The sequence below is a fragment of the Streptomyces sp. NPDC005496 genome, assembly GCF_042872045.1.
Taxonomy (GTDB): Bacteria; Actinomycetota; Actinomycetes; order Streptomycetales; family Streptomycetaceae; genus Streptomyces.
This window is the reverse complement of sequence record NZ_JBIAJQ010000001.1, coordinates 226,196-241,161: the sequence shown is the minus strand read 5'-3', so window position 1 is coordinate 241,161 and position 14,966 is coordinate 226,196. Positions and strand designations below refer to the sequence as shown.

Here is a 14,966-nt window from a genome sequence, read left to right as displayed (position 1 = left end):
ATCACCCCTTCTTGATCTCGTCTGCAATCGCCTGCTGATGCGTGGCGAAGTCGTCCAGCCAGTTCGCCGGCGTGTGGTGGACCCGGGCTTTCGTGCCGCGCGGGTTGCCGCGGTGGTCGCCGTCGCGGACGACGTACAGCGGCGGTCGGTCGACGCGCACCCGATGCTCGGCGGCTCGGAAGCACGGCTGTCCGGCTTCGAAGAGAAGCCAGGTCTCGCCTTCAGCGACCTGCTGCTCTACGAATCGGCGGCCGGACGTCTTCGCTGCGTGCAGCAGGTCGGACGTGAGTGCCTCGACCCGGACCCGCCAGCCGTCGCGGTAGTGGCCGCAGCCAACTTCCGCGCAGGTGCCCTTGCGGAAGTGGCTGCTGAGCGGGGCGACGACGGCGTACGTCTTGTACGCGGCCGGGCCCATGAGCGGCTCGGGTCGGAACAGGTTGGCGTTCATTAGAAGACGACCCCCGCAGCCTCATTCTTGATCACGTTCACGGCGAAGGACAGCGCCGTGAACCCGCCGGTGGTGACGGTCGATGCGCGCAGGTAGCGGCGCAGCGTGGCCGTGTTGCCGAGGGCGATGCGCTCCGCGAGAGGCACGCCGCCGGTGATCTGGGTGAAGGAGAATCCGGCGACGTCGGCGAAGGTGACGTTGTCCGCCGAGTCCTGGATCTTCACGGTCGCGTCCGTACCCGTGAACGCGAACACCTGCAAGTAGGCCTGACCGCCGAACGATGCGGCCGCGGTGGTGTCGATGCCCACGCCGTTCGTCGCGGCGACGTCGGCCCGGACACCGGCGGTGAGCTGCTGCCCCCACTCGATGCCGTAGCCGTTGGGCTGCGCGGAGACGCCGAAGGTGAGCATGCCGTCGTCGGCCCTCTGTGGGTCGTAGTTGACCTGCTTGCCGACGAGGCTCGCGGCCGGGTCGCCGAGCGCGGTGCCGCGGCAGTACGTGAGGAGCGCGTCGGCGCGGGGCAGCGCGGACAGCTTCTCGTGGATGGCGCCGGTGACGGGGACCGAGTTGAAGAACGTCGTCATCTCGAATCCGCCGTCGCGCAGCCCGCCCTTGCGCTCGTAGGCCGACTTGTCGATGCCGGTCATGTTGAGCAGCGCGGGCCCGCCGCCGATCCGGTTGAGCTGCTGAATGTCGCCGGACGCGTTGAAGCCTTGGATGTACAGGTTGTCGCCCAACCCGCCTGACTTGGCCACGGGCTACGCCTCCTCTTCCCATAGGTCGTTGACGATGCAGGGCAGCCAGATCGTCATGACCCGCTGCGGGGAGCCGTCCTGCTGGAGGTAGCCGGCGCGGACTTCGAGGGACTGGCCGTGGATGCCGCGGACGTCGATCTGCCGGACGAGTCCGCCGAGGGTGAAGTCACCGACGTAGGCCGCGCATAGGGCGTCGACGGCGGCGACCACGTTGGGGTCGATCGCGTCGAGCGGCAGCTGCTGCGCGCTGGTGTAGAGACGCACGTTGAGAACGACGAGGCACGTCGTGGAGTCCAGGCCGGAGGAGCGGACCGGGACGATGCGGTCGACCCACACCGCGCCCGTGATCCCGCCGGTTGCCGCGGGGTGGACGGGTTCGTGTCCGTTGACCAGGTCGAAGTGCCCGGACGCGGAGGCGTGGCTGATCGCCGCGTCGAGGAGGCCGGAGATATTGAGGGCCACAGGTCAGCCCCCCATCTCGGGGAGGTGGCGCTGCACGGCGGCCTCGGCGATCTGCGGGCCACGCGCGGCGACGGCGCCCTTGGCGGCCCGCCAGAAGTGGTAGCCACCGAACCTGGTGACCGGGGCGTTGCGGGAGCCGACGCCTTCGAGCCAGGGCCCGTAGATGACGCCCTGGTCGTGGACGAGAGCCGTGTCGCCGCCCACGTTGGTGGTAGTGACCATCGTCTCGTAGTAGGGAGTGCGGGTCCGGAAGTTCGCGGACGTGCCCATCAGGACGCGCTCCTCGGCGTACGCAGCAATGTCGTCGCGCGCGTCCTCGCACGCGTCCTGGATCGCGTTCATGGCGCGGCCGTCGAAGAGGGGGCCCTGGAAGTCGATGTCGATGCTCACGTCACACGCTCCGCATCCGGGCCTTGCGGCCGCACGCGTCGTACGTCGCCTCGCGCAGGCTCTTCAGCGCGCCCTGGTCGCGGTTGCGTTCGCTGGAGCCCTCGCCGGAGCGCAGTGCCCGCGTGTACCCGGACGTTTCGGAGGTGAGGCGGGAGATGGCCTCGGCGATGGTGAGGTCGTGGACGAGGCCGGGCGGGTCCCACCGGGTCACGGTCGCGGCGTCGGCGTGGACGGCGGCGGTCGTACCGAGCGCGCCGCGCGTCACCGTCAGGGCACGCGGGGCGTAGATCGCAGCAGCCTGGCTGTGTGCGGCGAGGACGGTACCGTCCCATGCCCGCTTGACGATGAGGTTGGTGCCTGCGATGTCGACGATCAGCATGCGCTCGCCGTCGATGAGGATCGTCTCATCGACCGCGAAGAGGCTGCCGTCAGCAACCTCGACGATCACGGAGTTCGCTTGCGCGGTGAGGGCGGTCGCGGTCGTCTGACCGGTCAGTGCCATCCGGCGGCCCGTGACGGTCATGCGTTCGGTGTCCACGCGGAGCACGCTGCCGACACCCAGCGCCGCGCTGCCCGCCGCGTTCACGGTGACGGTGGTGCCCGTCGTAGTGGCGACCGCGGCCGCCAACGCGCCGGCCGGGCCCTCGTCGTCGCGGTAGCCCCACAGGCCGGTAATGGTGACGTCGCGCTGGTAGGTGTCGCCGCCGCCGAACGCTGCGCTGCTCGCGCGGTCGATCTCGACTCGGGTGTACGGGGGGCCGTCGTTCGCGGGCTCCAGGAAGTAGTCACCTGGGGCGATAGCCGTGCCGCCGGAGGTGAGGGCGGTGACGGAGATGAGGTCGTTCTGGTCCAGGCGCAGCACACCCGACGTGCCGCCCTGGCGGGACGGCCAGTCGAAGTAGCGGGTGTCCAGCACCGGGTGGAAGGTGCGGTGGCACAGCGACTCGACGTCACGCGAGCAGGACTCCAGAGCACGGTCGATCTGCCCGGCGTTGCGGGCAGTGAGCTTGGAGTCCAGCGCACGCGTGACGTCCTCACGAGTCGCGTACCACGGCGGCATCGTCACGCCCTCCCGTACAGGGAGAAGCCGACCCCGGTGAACACGGGGCTCGTGCCGGTCAGCGCCCAGCGGATCCGGCCCTGGTTACCGAGGCTGTAGCCGCTGCTGATCTGCCCGTACGTGTAGCCGGCGGACGTCAGCAGGGCGCCGCCGATCGACGTCGCGGACGAGGTCTGCACCCAGTTCCCGAACTCGTCACCGACCTCGAAGAACACGGCGAGGGTCGGGGAGGTGCCGGTCGGGGCGTTGGCGACGTGGACGACGAGCAGGCCGCTGGAGACCGCCGAGATGTCGATCGCCTCGGTGCGGTTGGTCACCGAGTTCGGCACCGCGGCGCTGATGTGGTTCGTGCTGGAGTTCAGCGTCAAACCGGACGCCTTGAAGATCAGGTTGTCTCGTTGGGGCATGCCCGTCGTCCCTCCTTCCTGGTGCTACTTCTCAGCAGCGGCCGTCTTGGGGCCACTGGTAGCCGTCGAACCGGCAGTGGAGGACTCCTCCTCCGTGGGGTCCTGCTTCGAGCGGCTCCCCGCACCGCGGGCACGCTGCTGGCGGTTCGGAGCGCTCGGCTCGGGCGAGTTCTCCGGCTTCTCGGAGGATGTCTGCGAGCTGCTCCCAGCCGATGACTCCTCACTCCTCTCCGCCTCTTCGGCGGCCGCATTGGAGGCGCCGCCGTGAACGGTGACCTTCGGCATGTCGTCTGCTCCTTCCTCGACGTACTCGGTTCCTTGGCACTGGGGGCACCGGGGGGCACCGACCGCATAGCGGGTGGTGCAGCCGGTGCAGACCAGGAGAGCCATCAGGCGCCCGTCGCGGGCAGGTTGGCCGGGGCGCGCCCGGCGGTGAGGTCGCGGGTGATCGCGGTGACCGCTCCGGCGCCAGTCGACGTGAGCTTCACGTACTTGTAGGTGTCGGACAGCGACGTGCCCTCGACCTCCAGGACGGCAGCGTTCTGAGTCGCCGCGGCCGCGGTGACCATCGTGGCGGCGGCGGCCTGCGTGCGGCGGGTCCACGCGTCGGAGCCGTTGCCGGTGTTCGTGTGGTACTCGGTGATGATCGCGAGGTTCTGCGCGCCGGTGCCGGAGGAGTCCTTCGCCTCCTGGAGCGTGTACGTGTCGCCTGCCGCGCCGGTGAGGAAGCAGGAGAACGTGACGCCGGCCGCCGCGCCCTTCAGCGCGATCCACACGCCGTCGGCCGCGGGCGTGACGTTGATCAGTCGGCCAAGTGCCTTCTGAGACATGGGGTGTTCCTCTCGTCTGGGGGTCGTGCCGGGGCGACACTGCCGGCCCGGTGGAAGCCGCCGCCGGGGTGTGAATGCCGGCGGCGGCCGAGCGGGTTATGCGGCGAGCTCGACGAACGGCGACAGGGTGTTGCTGCTGCCGTTCTGGGGGGTGATGGCGGACTGGAGCCACGGGCGGCCGTCGACGCGCTGGATGATGCGGAACGTGGTCTTGTCGGAGCCGAAGTTGTAGTCCGTCGAGGAGTCGGCGGTCATGGTCTGGCGGTCGCCGACGAGGTAGTACGACAGGTCGGTGAACGCGAGGTCGCCGCGGGCGCCGAGGGTGCCGCCCTTCTCGGTGATGATCAGCGGGCGGCCGAAGATGGACATCGGCACGGGGCCGGTGGCGTTGACGACGAAGACGCTGTTGCCGCCGGTGCCGACGGTGAGGGACATCTTCAGCAGCGCGGGCAGGGCGTCCGGCGAGCACGTCCACACCGCGCGCGACAGCGACGACGGCAGCATCCGGGCGTACATGTTGACGACGTCGTCGTACTTGATGGTGCTGGCCGTGGTGCGGGTCGTGGTGACGGCGGCGGGGTTGCCGGAGCCGCGGAAGCCGAGGGGCTCCCCGGTGCCGGACCCGGCCATGAACTTCGCGTCCTCCTCGAATGCGAGGGCCTGCGGCCACAGCCGCTCCAGCAGCGCCGCGAACGAGATCGGGGAGTCCTGGAGCAGCTCGTTCGGGACAGCGGAGAGGCCAGTGAGCTTCTTCGCGTCGAGGGTGACCCGGCCGAACTTCGGGTTGGCGTCCTGGAGGGCTGCGCCTTCCTCACCCCAGTACGCGATCATGCCGCCGAACACGGAACCGGAGTTCGTCGTCGAGTCGATCATCGGGAACGGAACCCGCGCCGACTCCATCGGAACGACCGTCGCGAGCGGCCGCACGACCGACTCCTCCAGCGCCAGCTCCATCAGGTTCGCGCGGAGCGTCTCCGGGACGAGGAACCCGCCGTCCGCCGGCGACACCGAGCCCGCGGCGTTGCGGAGCGCGTCGAGCTTCTCCGCGTCGGGGCTCGTGTTCTTGTGCCAGATGTTGCGGATGTACTCGATGCCGTTGGCGAAGTGCGCGTCGACAGCGGCGCCCGGGGCGTCCGCGTTGTAGGCGGTGCCCTGCCGGTGCGAGGTGAGCATGTTCGCCCCGCCGCGCTTGGCCTGCGGGTCGAGGTTCAGGCGGCGGATCGCGCGGGCCGCGTCCTTCTCCTTCGCGTCGATGCCGTTGTCGCGGAGCATCTCGGCGAACTGGCGCTGCGTCTCCTCGCGGATCTGCCGGTTCATGTCGGTGCCTTCGCCCTGCTGAGCCTGGGCGTAGTCGTCCATGAACTTCTGGGTGGTCTCCGCGGACGCGAAGATCTCCTTGCGCTTGGCCGGGTCGGCGAGCATCTCCGCCAGCTCGTCGCTGTTGCGCGGGACAGTCTTGATGGGTGTTGCCACTGGTGCCTCCTTCAGGCAGACGTCGCCGCGCTGGACGACGAGTCGGGGTCGACAAGATGGGAGAGGTCGGCCGCCCAGTCGTCGGCCGGGGCGGTGGTGAGGTGGGCGACGTCGGCTGCCCAGTCGTCGGGGGCCGGCTCGGGGTCGGGTGTGGGGTCGGCGGGGGCTTCCGGCTCGGCCGGGGCGGGCTCGACCTCGGGCTCGGGTGCGGGCTCCGGCTCGGCCGGGGTGGCCGGCTCGGGCGCAGACTCGGCGAGCGCGAGGAGCTTCGCCACGGTCTCCGCGCTCAGCCCCTCAGCGACCGAGGCCGTCAGCACGGGCGTTGCCGCGACGGGCTGCGGGTCGGGTGCCTGCTCGCGGCCCGCGTACCGGAACACGCTCAGGTCCCAGCTGTTGGCCAGGACTGGCTCCGGCTCCTCGGCCTGCTTCCGCGCGGGAAGCACCTCGTCGGCCAGGCCCGCCTCGACCGCCTCAGCCGCGAGGTACCAGGTCTCCGCCTGCATGCGGGCCCGCCACTCCTCGCGGGTCCCGCCCGCGCGCTCGGCGTAGGCGTCGGCCACGTTGTCGGACTGGAGGTCGAGCAGCTCCGCCATCTCTTCCATCTCGGCGGCGTTGCCGTAGCAGAGCCCGGACGCGTCGTGGATCATCATCTGCGACTGCGGGGTCATGACGACCCGGTCCCCGGCCATCGCAATGACGGAGGCGATCGAAGCGGCAATCCCGTCGATCTGCACGGTCACGTTCGCGGGGTGCAGGCGGATCGCGTTGGCGATCGCGACGCCGTCGAAGACGCTGCCGCCGGGGCTGTTGATGCGCACGCGGAGGTTCGGTGCCGTCACCTGCCGCAGCTCGTCGATGACGGACTCCGGGGTGTTTCCCCACCAGCCGCCGATCTCGTCGTAGATCAGCATCTCCGCCTCGTCAGGCGAGTCGGCGTTGCGGATCTCGCACCAGGACCGGGAGGCATCCCGAACCTGCGCGCGAGCGGTCAGACGCTCGGGCCGGGCGACAGCCTTGATCAGCGTCATTCGTCGTCCTCCGTCGTCTTCCGGCGCTTCACCACGTGGCAGCGGCACTCGTTGCCGTACTCGGCGCCGACGCAGTGCTTGTAGCCCTTGCCGCCCGGGTAGTCCGCGTAGGCGGCCCGCCGGTTGCGGTACACCTGGCCGTCGTTCTCACGGCACGGGTCGCAGGTGTCGTCGTCGATGACGGCGACGGCCTCCCACCGCATCGCTGCTTCCACCTCGGGGCCGAGGAGCCCGGCGAGGTCGTCCGCCCAGGAGTCGGCAGGCGCCGGCGGCAGGGCACGCCCGGCGGCCGGGGCGCCGCGGAATGCGATCTCCGGCAGGCCGACCGCACTCAGGACGCCCGCCGGGTCGAAGCCGGCCGTCACTAGGGCGGCCGCAGCGTTGGACTGCGCGGTGAGCTGCTTGGCTTCCATCTCGACGTCACCGGTGACCGGGTCGTCGAAGTCGAACTCCAGGCCCTCACCGAGCGATCCGTACATGGGCAGGAGCCGCGTGTTCAGGGCCTGGCGGGTACGGCGCAGGCGGGTGCGCACCAGCCACTTCGCGAAGATGTCCTCCGCGGCTTCCATGTTGGCCCGGTTCGCGTCATCGACCGTGCCCAGCATCGGCTTCGGGAACCCGAACGCCTCGCGGATGATCTCGCGGGTGACGTCGCGGAGCTCGACGAACTGCATGTCCGTCATCGAGAAAGAGCGGTCCTGCCACTTCAGCCCGTTCTCCAGGACGGCGATGCGGTGCGCGTTGGCGACGCCCTTGTGCTGCTCGTTCCACCGGTCGCGGAACTCGTTGAACTCCTCGTCGGACAGCCTCTTCTCGACCTCAACGATGCCGCCGGGCTGCGCCGAGTTGCGGAAGAAGTTCGCGTTCCACTCGGCGCTGGCGCGGCTGGAGTCGAGGTCGGCGAGGATCGTCTGCACAGGCCCCCACCCGCGGTACGGGTCGAGCGGGTTGGGGCGGCGCAGCATGATGACGTCGTCGACACCGAGGGGGACCTGCTCGCCGGTCGGCGACGAGTACACGTACCCGGACAGGAAGTCGTCGCGGTCCGGGATCGGGGTCATGCGGTCGGGGCGGGCGAACCACAACTCCAGCGGGATGCTGCTCCGCTCGTGGCGGGAGATCACCCACCACTGCTCCCCGGTCAGTTCCTCGTGCTGCTGGGTGGCCTCGCGCCACATCGGCCCGGTCATGAAGCTGTTGGGCTGCTGCCACAGGTCGAGCGCCGCATGCGAGGTGACCTCAACGCGGTCCTCGGGGCGGCCCGACTTCGCCGACCGGTAGAGGTGCCACTCCACCTGCGAGTAGGCGGTGGTGATCCGTTCGACGATCGCGAAGAGGGTGCCGACGCTGCCCATGGCGCGCATCTGCGCCTCTTGTCCGGCGGGGCGGACGAAGAGGGAGGAGAGCCCGGCGCGGCCGGCTGTGGAGGCGAGGGCGATGGGGGCGCGGTTGCTGAAGGTGGCGGCGGCTTTGCCGAGGGAGCCGAAGAGGGTTCTGCCCACTCGGCACCCCCTTCACGTCAGTCGCTGTCGAGCACCCATTGCAGGACGCACGTGAGGCATCCACCGACGATCAGGCCTACGCCTGTGCCGAAGATATTCCACGCTCCTGCTGAGATGAGTGTAAATCCTCCTGTCAACATGGTCGCTGGCCGCAAATCTTTCAGCTTCTTGGGGTTCGCGCGAAGGCTCCTCATACTGTGCCGCCGTCTCGCCCCACGGCTGGCGTCTCAGGAGGACCGGGCCGGAACGCGGCCAACCCGGCAACGCCTTCCAGGACCACCACTCGAATGCCGGGCAGCGCCTCCTTCAAGCGGCTCGTGAACTCCCGCAAGGTCGCCTCGGTTTCCGCGTGCGCAAGGGCCACAACCAGCGTGTCCCCGGACCTGACCAGCAACGGATCCATCGTCATCCCACCCACCTCATCTGCGGTCGCCCGCCCAGATCCCGCTCCGCGACCATGTACCGCAGGGCGTCCAGCCCGTGATCGTTCTCCTTCAGCGGCTGCTCCTTCAGCCCCGCCCCGCCCGTCCCGGGCTTCACCGCCCACACGTAGCCCGCGACTTCCTCGGCCGTGCACGTCGGCAGCGACCGCTCACCAAGCGCGCCATCGCGCTCCGCGAGCGCGCCCCGCACGATGAACAACCGCGGCCGGCCGTCCTCCTGGACCTTCAGCCGGGACTGCACCGCCTGGATCCCGTCGGACACCGTCTTCTTCGCCGCGACCGTGCCCAGCCCCAGGTGCTTCTCCAGCGTGGCCCGGTCCTCCGCGTCGTGGTCGCAGATCACCGCGCGAGGCTGCGGCTCACGCCACTGCCCGGACGGGTACCGCATCAGCGACAGCGCGGTCCGCGCGTGGTCCTCAACGAGGCGCTGCGTCCGGTAGGTCTCCCGGTAGAGGAACAGGCGGCCGTCGCCGTCCTCCGCCCACGACTGCATCACCATGGGGTTCGTGTAGCCGAAGTCCACGGCCATCCACCGCGTCCACTCGTGAGGGATCTTGAAAGGCTCGATCACGTGCAGGGCCTCGTCCCACGCCTCGTAGATCAGGCCCTCCGCGGCCGCCCAAATACCGTCCTTGAAGCGGAGCTTGCGGACCCCAGTGAGCGCGTCGAGCTTCGCGAAGTAGTCGCGGCCCTTCTCCGTGAACGTGCCGTCCGCGCGCACGTAGGCGGGGTTGTCGACGTGGCGGGAGACCAGCATCCGCATCTGCCCGCGCTCGGCCCGCTGCTTGATCCAGTGCGTCGGGTGGGCCGGGTTGCACGCGGCGATCTGCTGCTGCCACGACAGCACGCCGTTACGCAGGCGGGTCCCGATGGTCTCCCAGTCCGTCTCCGTCAGCTCGGTCGCCTCGTCGACGAACACCAGGTCGTACTCGGCGGAGAGGATCTTCTCCGGCTTGTCGAGGCCACCCACGACGATGACGGAGCCGTTGGTGTACCGGTAGCAGGCCGCTTCGCGCGCCGACCCGCCGAACCAGGTGACGATGCCGCGCGCCATCGCGTCCGCGGCGACCTTCTTCTCGTACGTCACCAGCGTCGTCGAGCCGAGCGACACCGCGGTCTTGCGGGCGATGAGGCAGCGGATGCCGGGGTTGTGGAGCGCGGCCAGGTGGACGCGGAACAGTGCGGCGAGGCTCTTGCCGGTGCCGGCCGGGCCCGCCATGACGACTTCGCTGTCCCGGGTCTTGAACAGGTCGCGGGCGGCGCCGCGGGGCTCGTAACGGACGACGGTGTCGCGGTCGAGAGCGGTCGTCACGTGAGATCCGTCGGGTCGACTCCGACGACCTCGTAGCGCACGGCCCCGTCGACGCTGATCTTCTGCGCGGCGTCAGCCCCGTACAGCTTGCGGTACGACTCCCGCACGGCCCGCATCTCCCGCAGCGCGGCCAGCTTCGGCCCGTCGTCGAGGAGCGGCTTGCCGTCCTCCCCGGTGACGACCCGGCCGTGAGAGACGACGACGTGGTCCCGCTCCAGGATCTCCATCGCGGCGACGAACTGGTCATCGAGGAGCCTGGCTTCGGATGCGACGAGTTCAGCGCCGGCCTGCTGGAGTACGGCCTTGCGGCACTTGTCGATGGCGCGCCAGGCGTCGCCTTTGTTGCTGTAGCCGACGGCGTCGGCGATCTGCTGGTACGTCAGGCGGGGGTTCTCGGCCTTCATGCGGGCTGCGGCGGCGGCCCTTTGGTCGGCGGCGCCGGTCGCGACGAAGTTGCCGCGGGCGTTGCGGGCGTCGGTGCTGTGGTCGCGTTCGCCGGGTGCGCGGCGGTCCGGGCCGGGCTCCGTGGCGGGTGGCTCGGCCGGTACGGGTGGCTCGTTACCGGTATCCATGGTCTGATGGTAACGAGGGTGTGCAAGGTGATGGTGCGCAGCAGGGAGCCCGGTCCAGGTGGCGGACCGGGCTCTCTGCTGTGCGTGACCGGGTGATGGTCTAACTGGGGCTGTGGTTGGGGCAGTAGTCCCGGCCTTCGACGTCGCTCCAGCCGTCCCCGGCGAGGGAGCGGCGGTGGTCGGCGGCCTCCTTCTCGCGTGTGGTGGGCCGGAACGAGGCGCGCAGGGAGTACTCGTCGCAGTCGTCGTGGGCGCAGCGGATGGTGTGGGCCATGGCGTGTTCCTTCGGGTTAGGCGGCGAGCGCGTCGGCGAGGAGCTGGACGCGGGCGGTGGCGGGGCAGTTGACGGGGTACAGCACGGTGACGGTGGCAAGGCCGTGTGCGGGGCGGGACTTCGGCTCGTCGGCGGCCGGGCGGGCGACCGTGTAGGTGGTGCGGTGGACCGTGTAGGTCTGGATGCGGTCGAGGCGGAAGCTGCGCATCTCCTGGGTGTCGCGGTCGGCGGCGCGGAGGACGATGTCGCCGGCTGCGGTGACGAGGATGTCGGCGATCTCGATGGTGCGGATGGTCTCGGTGCCGTCGGCCTTGGTGTAGGTGATGGTGACGGGGTGGTGGTTGTCGAGGGCCTTGATGAGTCGGGTGAGGGTGGTGGTGCTGGTCTCGTTCGCCGTGTGCTTCATCGGTGGCCCCCTCGTTCGTTTCCTTGTGGGTACACAGTAATCAGAAACCGTGTACCCACACAAGGGGTGACGCGAAGAAATCCGTGTGGGAACATAGAACGCATGGCAGCCGACCCGACAGACCACACCTACGCCACCCGATTCCGCATCCCACGCCGCATGTGGGACGCCTACGGAACAGCCGCAGCACGCGCCGGAGTCGACCGCAGCGCCGACCTCGTCGACCACGTCCGCACCTTCATCGAGCAGCACGGCAACGACCACGAACGCGCCGAACTCGCAGCAGCCGAACAGGAGCTGGCCGAGCGCCGCGCACGCAAGGGCGGCCGACCGAAGAAGGAGCCGGCCACGTGAGCGCGACGGCGAGGAGCCCACTCGGCCCCGCCGGCCACAACGCGCGGCGCAACGTCCGACGGCTCCGCGAGCAACACCGCTGGTCATACCGCGAGCTGGAGGAACGCCTCGCCAGCGCGGGCCGCATCATCCCCGCCCTCAACCTCAGCGCCATCGACGCCGGTGAGCGGCACATCGACGTAGACGACCTCGTCGCCCTGGCGGCCGTCTTCGACGTCGGCAGCGGGGAGCTACTCCGGCCACCCGCCGACTGCGATACCTGCCACGGCGCGCCACCGGCGGGCTTCCGCTGCATGGAGTGCGACACCAGCGGGCTGCCCGCACTCGGGGCCTGAGCCCGCCGCATGACGAAGGCCCCGCCCGGGTGGAACGGGCGGAGCCTTCGTTGGTGGCGGCGCCCAACACCCTTGGGAAGTGCCCAGGACGCCGCCGTGTGCAGTCGAAGTCGGGAGGCCGTCGCAGCGCGGCTTTCCCGCTACGCGGTCTGCGGTCGCGTAGAGCCCCCTCGACTGCTCAGGCCTCGACCGTACGCCTAGGCCTCTGGGGAGTCATTCACTCGAACGGGTGACGGAACGCCCCGACGTCACGTCCCCTGCTCGGTCACGTCCGTGATTTCCACCGTCAGCTTCGCACTCGACGACGTCGTACTGATCACCGTCGGCGTGTAGTTCAGCGTCGTCTCGTCCGACAGCTCCGCCGTCTCAATGACCGGCCCCGAATCCCCGCCACGGATCTCGTACGTGATCTCATACGTCGCGGCCGGATCAATGTCCTCGACCCCGTCGTACGCCAGGTCCGGCTCCACCGTCAGGTTGCAGCCCGCCGACCCGAAGCATTGCTTCTCCTTCGTCTTCAGCTTCATTGTGAAGTCGTCCGCCGTGACGTCGGCGTACGTCGGTTCCGCTTCCTCCGTCGCCTCGGACACGAAGCCGTCATCGGCCTTCGCGCTCGACTTCCTTGTGGCGGCCGGCTTGCTGTCGCTGTCGTCTCCAGACTGCACGACGACGATGCCGGTAGCGATGACCGCGGCGATCACGGCGGCAGCGGACCCGATGATGATCGCGTGCGTGCGGTTCCTCTTCGCCGGTGCCGGCGGCTCGGGCGATGCGGGCGGCGGGAATTCGGGCGGTGGCGGTGTGGTGCTCATGGTCCCCCCAAGGACGTGATGGTGGGCGGATCGTAGCGGCTGGCGCCGACGGCGCGCCCTGGGAACGGCGAGAGCCCCACCGGACGGGGTGACCGGTGGGGCTCTCGCAACGGGGGTGGGGTGCCGGGCGCTACCCGACGCGCAGCCTCCAGTGTGGCAGGCGGCCTGTTCCCGCAGCGGCAGAACCGGGTCGGACGGCCCGTCGGATCACCGCCCGCCCGAACACGCCCCGCCGACCTCGCGCAGCCCACCACCCGACCCCCTAACCGACCCGCCAACCACGGCCATGACCTGCACGTTTACGGCGTAGCCACGGCCTGCGCCTCCCACGCGGCCTGCGGCACGATCCGCCACGTCCCGGTGTCCTCGCACCGCTCCACATCCGGCCGCAGCGCCCGCGCAGCATCGAGGACCTGCTTCTCCCCGAGCCCCGTCGCCTGCTCCAACTCCCGGCGGGTGCAGTTCCCGTACTTCGCCAGCGCGTTCCGCACCCGCTCCTGGTTGCTGGTCCCGGCGGCCGGCAGGATCAGCCGCTTCCCGACGGGCGCCCGGACCGTCGTCGCCCCGATCCGAGCGACTTCGGCGCGGAACTCGCCGCCGGTCAGCCACATCCCCTTGTACGGGGCCGGCACCTGATGGACCGGGGACTGGAGCAGGAACTTCCCCGGCTGGTCCAACTTCCCAGGCTCCCAGCCAGGGGTGTTCCCGAAGATGAACCGGCGGTGGTCCGCGTCGTTCATCCTGGTCGAGAGCCTGTTGGCGTAGTTCCCGCGCGCGTCCGTAGTACCCCCGAACACCTTCCTGGACGGCTGCTGCGTTGCGGACAGGAAGTGCATGCCGGCGAACCGCATCAGGGCGAGCAGCGACTCCTGTTTCTTCGACGCGGGGTTCTTCTTCCACCGGCCGCCGTCGCCCTGGCGGACCAGCTCGGCGAGCTCGTCCTCGATGACCCAGATCGCGGGCCGGCCGTGCTTCTCGGGGTCCCATTCCTGGTCGCCGAAGCGGGCGAGGATCTCGCCGCGCTCGTCGAGTTCCTGGCGCAGCCAGTCGAGGAGGGCGTGGGCTTGCTCTGGTGTGGTGGCGAGGTCTTGCAGGATCGGCAGCATCGGCGTGAGTTCGGGTGCGCCCGGCTTCAGGTCGATGCCGTACAGCACGGTGTCGGGACGGTCCGCGAGCTGGACCGCGATGGACCGGACCAGGGTGGACTTCCCGAACTTCGATGAGCCCGCGACGAGGGTGTGGTTGTAGGCCAGGTCGAGCCAGACCGGGTTCAGGAACCGGTCCACGCCGAGGAGGACCGGCTCCGTGAACCGGGCCCCGGGCGTGGGCCGCGCGTACGGGACCACAGCGGTGAGCGGGTCACCGTCGATGAACCGGGCCACGAGCTGGTTCGACAGGGCGCCGTCGTCGAGGGCGAACTCCCCGGCCACGCCCATCCCGGAGGCGACCTTGGGCCACGCGGCCCGGAGCCTGGCCCGGTCCAGAGAGACCGGCAGGTCGAGGACTGCGGTCCATCCGGTACTGGTCCGTTCCACGGTGCAGCCCGGCAGTTCCACCCCGAACAGTTCGTGGACCACGGTCCGCAGCCTGGTCTCTTCCACGGTCCGCCCGGTGAGGTCCGGCCCGGCCTGGACCGGTTCGGGCGTGGTCTTCTGGACCAGGGTGTGGTGGGCCATCTGCAAGCGGACCAGTCCGGTCTGGAGCTTCACGGACTCCTGCTCCACCTTGATCTGGTCGTGGCGGGTGTGGTGCCGGTACACGCCCCGCGCGGCAGCGCTCGCACCTACTGCGGCGAGCCACGCGTACGCGATGGCTCCGCCTCCGACAGCTCCGGTCACCCACGCCTGCCACAGCAGCCCCGATGCCGCGCCCGCGGACCAGGACAGGGCGGGGCTCCACTTCTTCGAGAACGAGCTGAGCGACAGGCTGCCGGCGGCCAGGGCCGTGGCGAACTCCGCTGCGGCCGCGGTGGTGCCGTACTGCCAGTCTGCTGCCAGGGCTGCGCCGGATACGAGGCTGGGCACGGTGAGCGCGGCGAGGACGTCGGTGCGGGTGATCTTCACTGGTGCTCCGTGGCGAAGATGCGGCGGCCCCCACGCGAGG

The 14,966-nt window shown here is 70.0% G+C and carries 20 protein-coding genes; 2 read left to right on the top strand and 18 right to left on the bottom strand.

Features of this window, described 5'->3' with window-relative positions:
- Position 1: 1 nt before the first annotated feature.
- From ACFYQQ_RS01245 to ACFYQQ_RS01170, 16 genes are all read right to left on the bottom strand, one after another.
- Positions 2–448 carry a hypothetical protein gene (locus tag ACFYQQ_RS01245; protein ID WP_355792380.1) on the bottom strand — a complete coding sequence of 149 codons (447 nt, stop codon included), beginning with the start codon at positions 446–448 and terminating at the stop codon, positions 2–4.
- A complete protein-coding gene (locus ACFYQQ_RS01240; RefSeq protein ID WP_355792383.1) occupies positions 448–1,203 on the bottom strand; it encodes a hypothetical protein in 756 nt (251 codons plus the stop codon). Before ACFYQQ_RS01240 ends, ACFYQQ_RS01245 begins: the two co-directional genes overlap by 1 nt.
- A 3-nt stretch (positions 1,204–1,206) precedes the next feature.
- The gene (locus ACFYQQ_RS01235; protein ID WP_355792386.1) at positions 1,207–1,665 is read right to left on the bottom strand and encodes a hypothetical protein; all 459 of its coding nucleotides are present in this window, start codon (positions 1,663–1,665) and stop codon (positions 1,207–1,209) included.
- A 3-nt stretch (positions 1,666–1,668) separates the two neighbouring features.
- A complete protein-coding gene (locus tag ACFYQQ_RS01230) occupies positions 1,669–2,055 on the bottom strand; it encodes a hypothetical protein (protein WP_355792388.1) in 387 nt (128 codons plus the stop codon).
- Position 2,056: 1 nt separating this feature from the next.
- Positions 2,057–3,121, bottom strand: a complete 1,065-nt coding sequence (locus ACFYQQ_RS01225) for a hypothetical protein (RefSeq protein WP_388902784.1) — start codon at positions 3,119–3,121, stop codon at positions 2,057–2,059.
- Positions 3,118–3,522 carry a hypothetical protein gene (locus ACFYQQ_RS01220; protein WP_355783376.1) on the bottom strand — a complete coding sequence of 135 codons (405 nt, stop codon included), beginning with the start codon at positions 3,520–3,522 and terminating at the stop codon, positions 3,118–3,120. Before ACFYQQ_RS01220 ends, ACFYQQ_RS01225 begins: the two co-directional genes overlap by 4 nt.
- A 24-nt stretch (positions 3,523–3,546) precedes the next feature.
- On the bottom strand, positions 3,547–3,807 hold the full coding sequence (locus ACFYQQ_RS01215; protein ID WP_355783373.1) for a hypothetical protein: 261 nt from the start codon (positions 3,805–3,807) through the stop codon (positions 3,547–3,549).
- A 104-nt stretch (positions 3,808–3,911) separates the two neighbouring features.
- Positions 3,912–4,352, bottom strand: coding sequence for a hypothetical protein (locus tag ACFYQQ_RS01210; protein WP_355783371.1), 441 nt, complete (start codon positions 4,350–4,352; stop codon positions 3,912–3,914).
- A 96-nt stretch (positions 4,353–4,448) separates the two neighbouring features.
- Positions 4,449–5,825 (bottom strand): phage major capsid protein, encoded by a 1,377-nt coding sequence (locus ACFYQQ_RS01205; RefSeq protein ID WP_355783368.1) that lies wholly within the window; start codon positions 5,823–5,825, stop codon positions 4,449–4,451.
- A gap of 11 nt (positions 5,826–5,836) precedes the next feature.
- Positions 5,837–6,853: a head maturation protease, ClpP-related gene (locus ACFYQQ_RS01200; protein WP_355783365.1), complete on the bottom strand. Its 1,017-nt coding sequence runs from the start codon at positions 6,851–6,853 to the stop codon at positions 5,837–5,839.
- A complete protein-coding gene (locus ACFYQQ_RS01195) occupies positions 6,850–8,355 on the bottom strand; it encodes a phage portal protein (protein WP_355783362.1) in 1,506 nt (501 codons plus the stop codon). The genes ACFYQQ_RS01200 and ACFYQQ_RS01195 overlap by 4 nt, the downstream gene beginning before the upstream one ends.
- 190 nt (positions 8,356–8,545) lie before the next feature.
- Positions 8,546–8,764: a hypothetical protein gene (locus ACFYQQ_RS01190; RefSeq protein ID WP_355783359.1), complete on the bottom strand. Its 219-nt coding sequence runs from the start codon at positions 8,762–8,764 to the stop codon at positions 8,546–8,548.
- Positions 8,761–10,110 (bottom strand): phage terminase large subunit, encoded by a 1,350-nt coding sequence (locus tag ACFYQQ_RS01185; RefSeq protein WP_355783356.1) that lies wholly within the window; start codon positions 10,108–10,110, stop codon positions 8,761–8,763. The genes ACFYQQ_RS01190 and ACFYQQ_RS01185 overlap by 4 nt, the downstream gene beginning before the upstream one ends.
- Positions 10,107–10,682 carry a hypothetical protein gene (locus ACFYQQ_RS01180; protein WP_355783353.1) on the bottom strand — a complete coding sequence of 192 codons (576 nt, stop codon included), beginning with the start codon at positions 10,680–10,682 and terminating at the stop codon, positions 10,107–10,109. The genes ACFYQQ_RS01185 and ACFYQQ_RS01180 overlap by 4 nt, the downstream gene beginning before the upstream one ends.
- A gap of 100 nt (positions 10,683–10,782) precedes the next feature.
- Positions 10,783–10,956 carry a hypothetical protein gene (locus ACFYQQ_RS01175; protein ID WP_355783350.1) on the bottom strand — a complete coding sequence of 58 codons (174 nt, stop codon included), beginning with the start codon at positions 10,954–10,956 and terminating at the stop codon, positions 10,783–10,785.
- A 16-nt stretch (positions 10,957–10,972) separates the two neighbouring features.
- Positions 10,973–11,362: a WYL domain-containing protein gene (locus tag ACFYQQ_RS01170; protein WP_355783348.1), complete on the bottom strand. Its 390-nt coding sequence runs from the start codon at positions 11,360–11,362 to the stop codon at positions 10,973–10,975.
- Positions 11,363–11,464: 102 nt separating this feature from the next.
- On the opposite strand from ACFYQQ_RS01170, the gene ACFYQQ_RS01165 reads away from it, so the two are divergent.
- Together ACFYQQ_RS01165 and ACFYQQ_RS01160 are read left to right on the top strand one after the other, a co-directional pair.
- A complete protein-coding gene (locus tag ACFYQQ_RS01165) occupies positions 11,465–11,716 on the top strand; it encodes a hypothetical protein (protein ID WP_355783345.1) in 252 nt (83 codons plus the stop codon).
- A complete protein-coding gene (locus ACFYQQ_RS01160; RefSeq protein ID WP_355783342.1) occupies positions 11,713–12,051 on the top strand; it encodes a helix-turn-helix transcriptional regulator in 339 nt (112 codons plus the stop codon). Before ACFYQQ_RS01165 ends, ACFYQQ_RS01160 begins: the two co-directional genes overlap by 4 nt.
- A gap of 248 nt (positions 12,052–12,299) precedes the next feature.
- On the opposite strand, the gene ACFYQQ_RS01155 is transcribed toward ACFYQQ_RS01160, so the two are convergent.
- Positions 12,300–12,863, bottom strand: coding sequence for a hypothetical protein (locus tag ACFYQQ_RS01155; protein ID WP_355781253.1), 564 nt, complete (start codon positions 12,861–12,863; stop codon positions 12,300–12,302).
- Between the two features lie 299 nt (positions 12,864–13,162).
- On the bottom strand, positions 13,163–14,926 hold the full coding sequence (locus tag ACFYQQ_RS01150; RefSeq protein WP_355781251.1) for an FtsK/SpoIIIE domain-containing protein: 1,764 nt from the start codon (positions 14,924–14,926) through the stop codon (positions 13,163–13,165).
- Positions 14,927–14,966 lie beyond the last annotated feature (40 nt).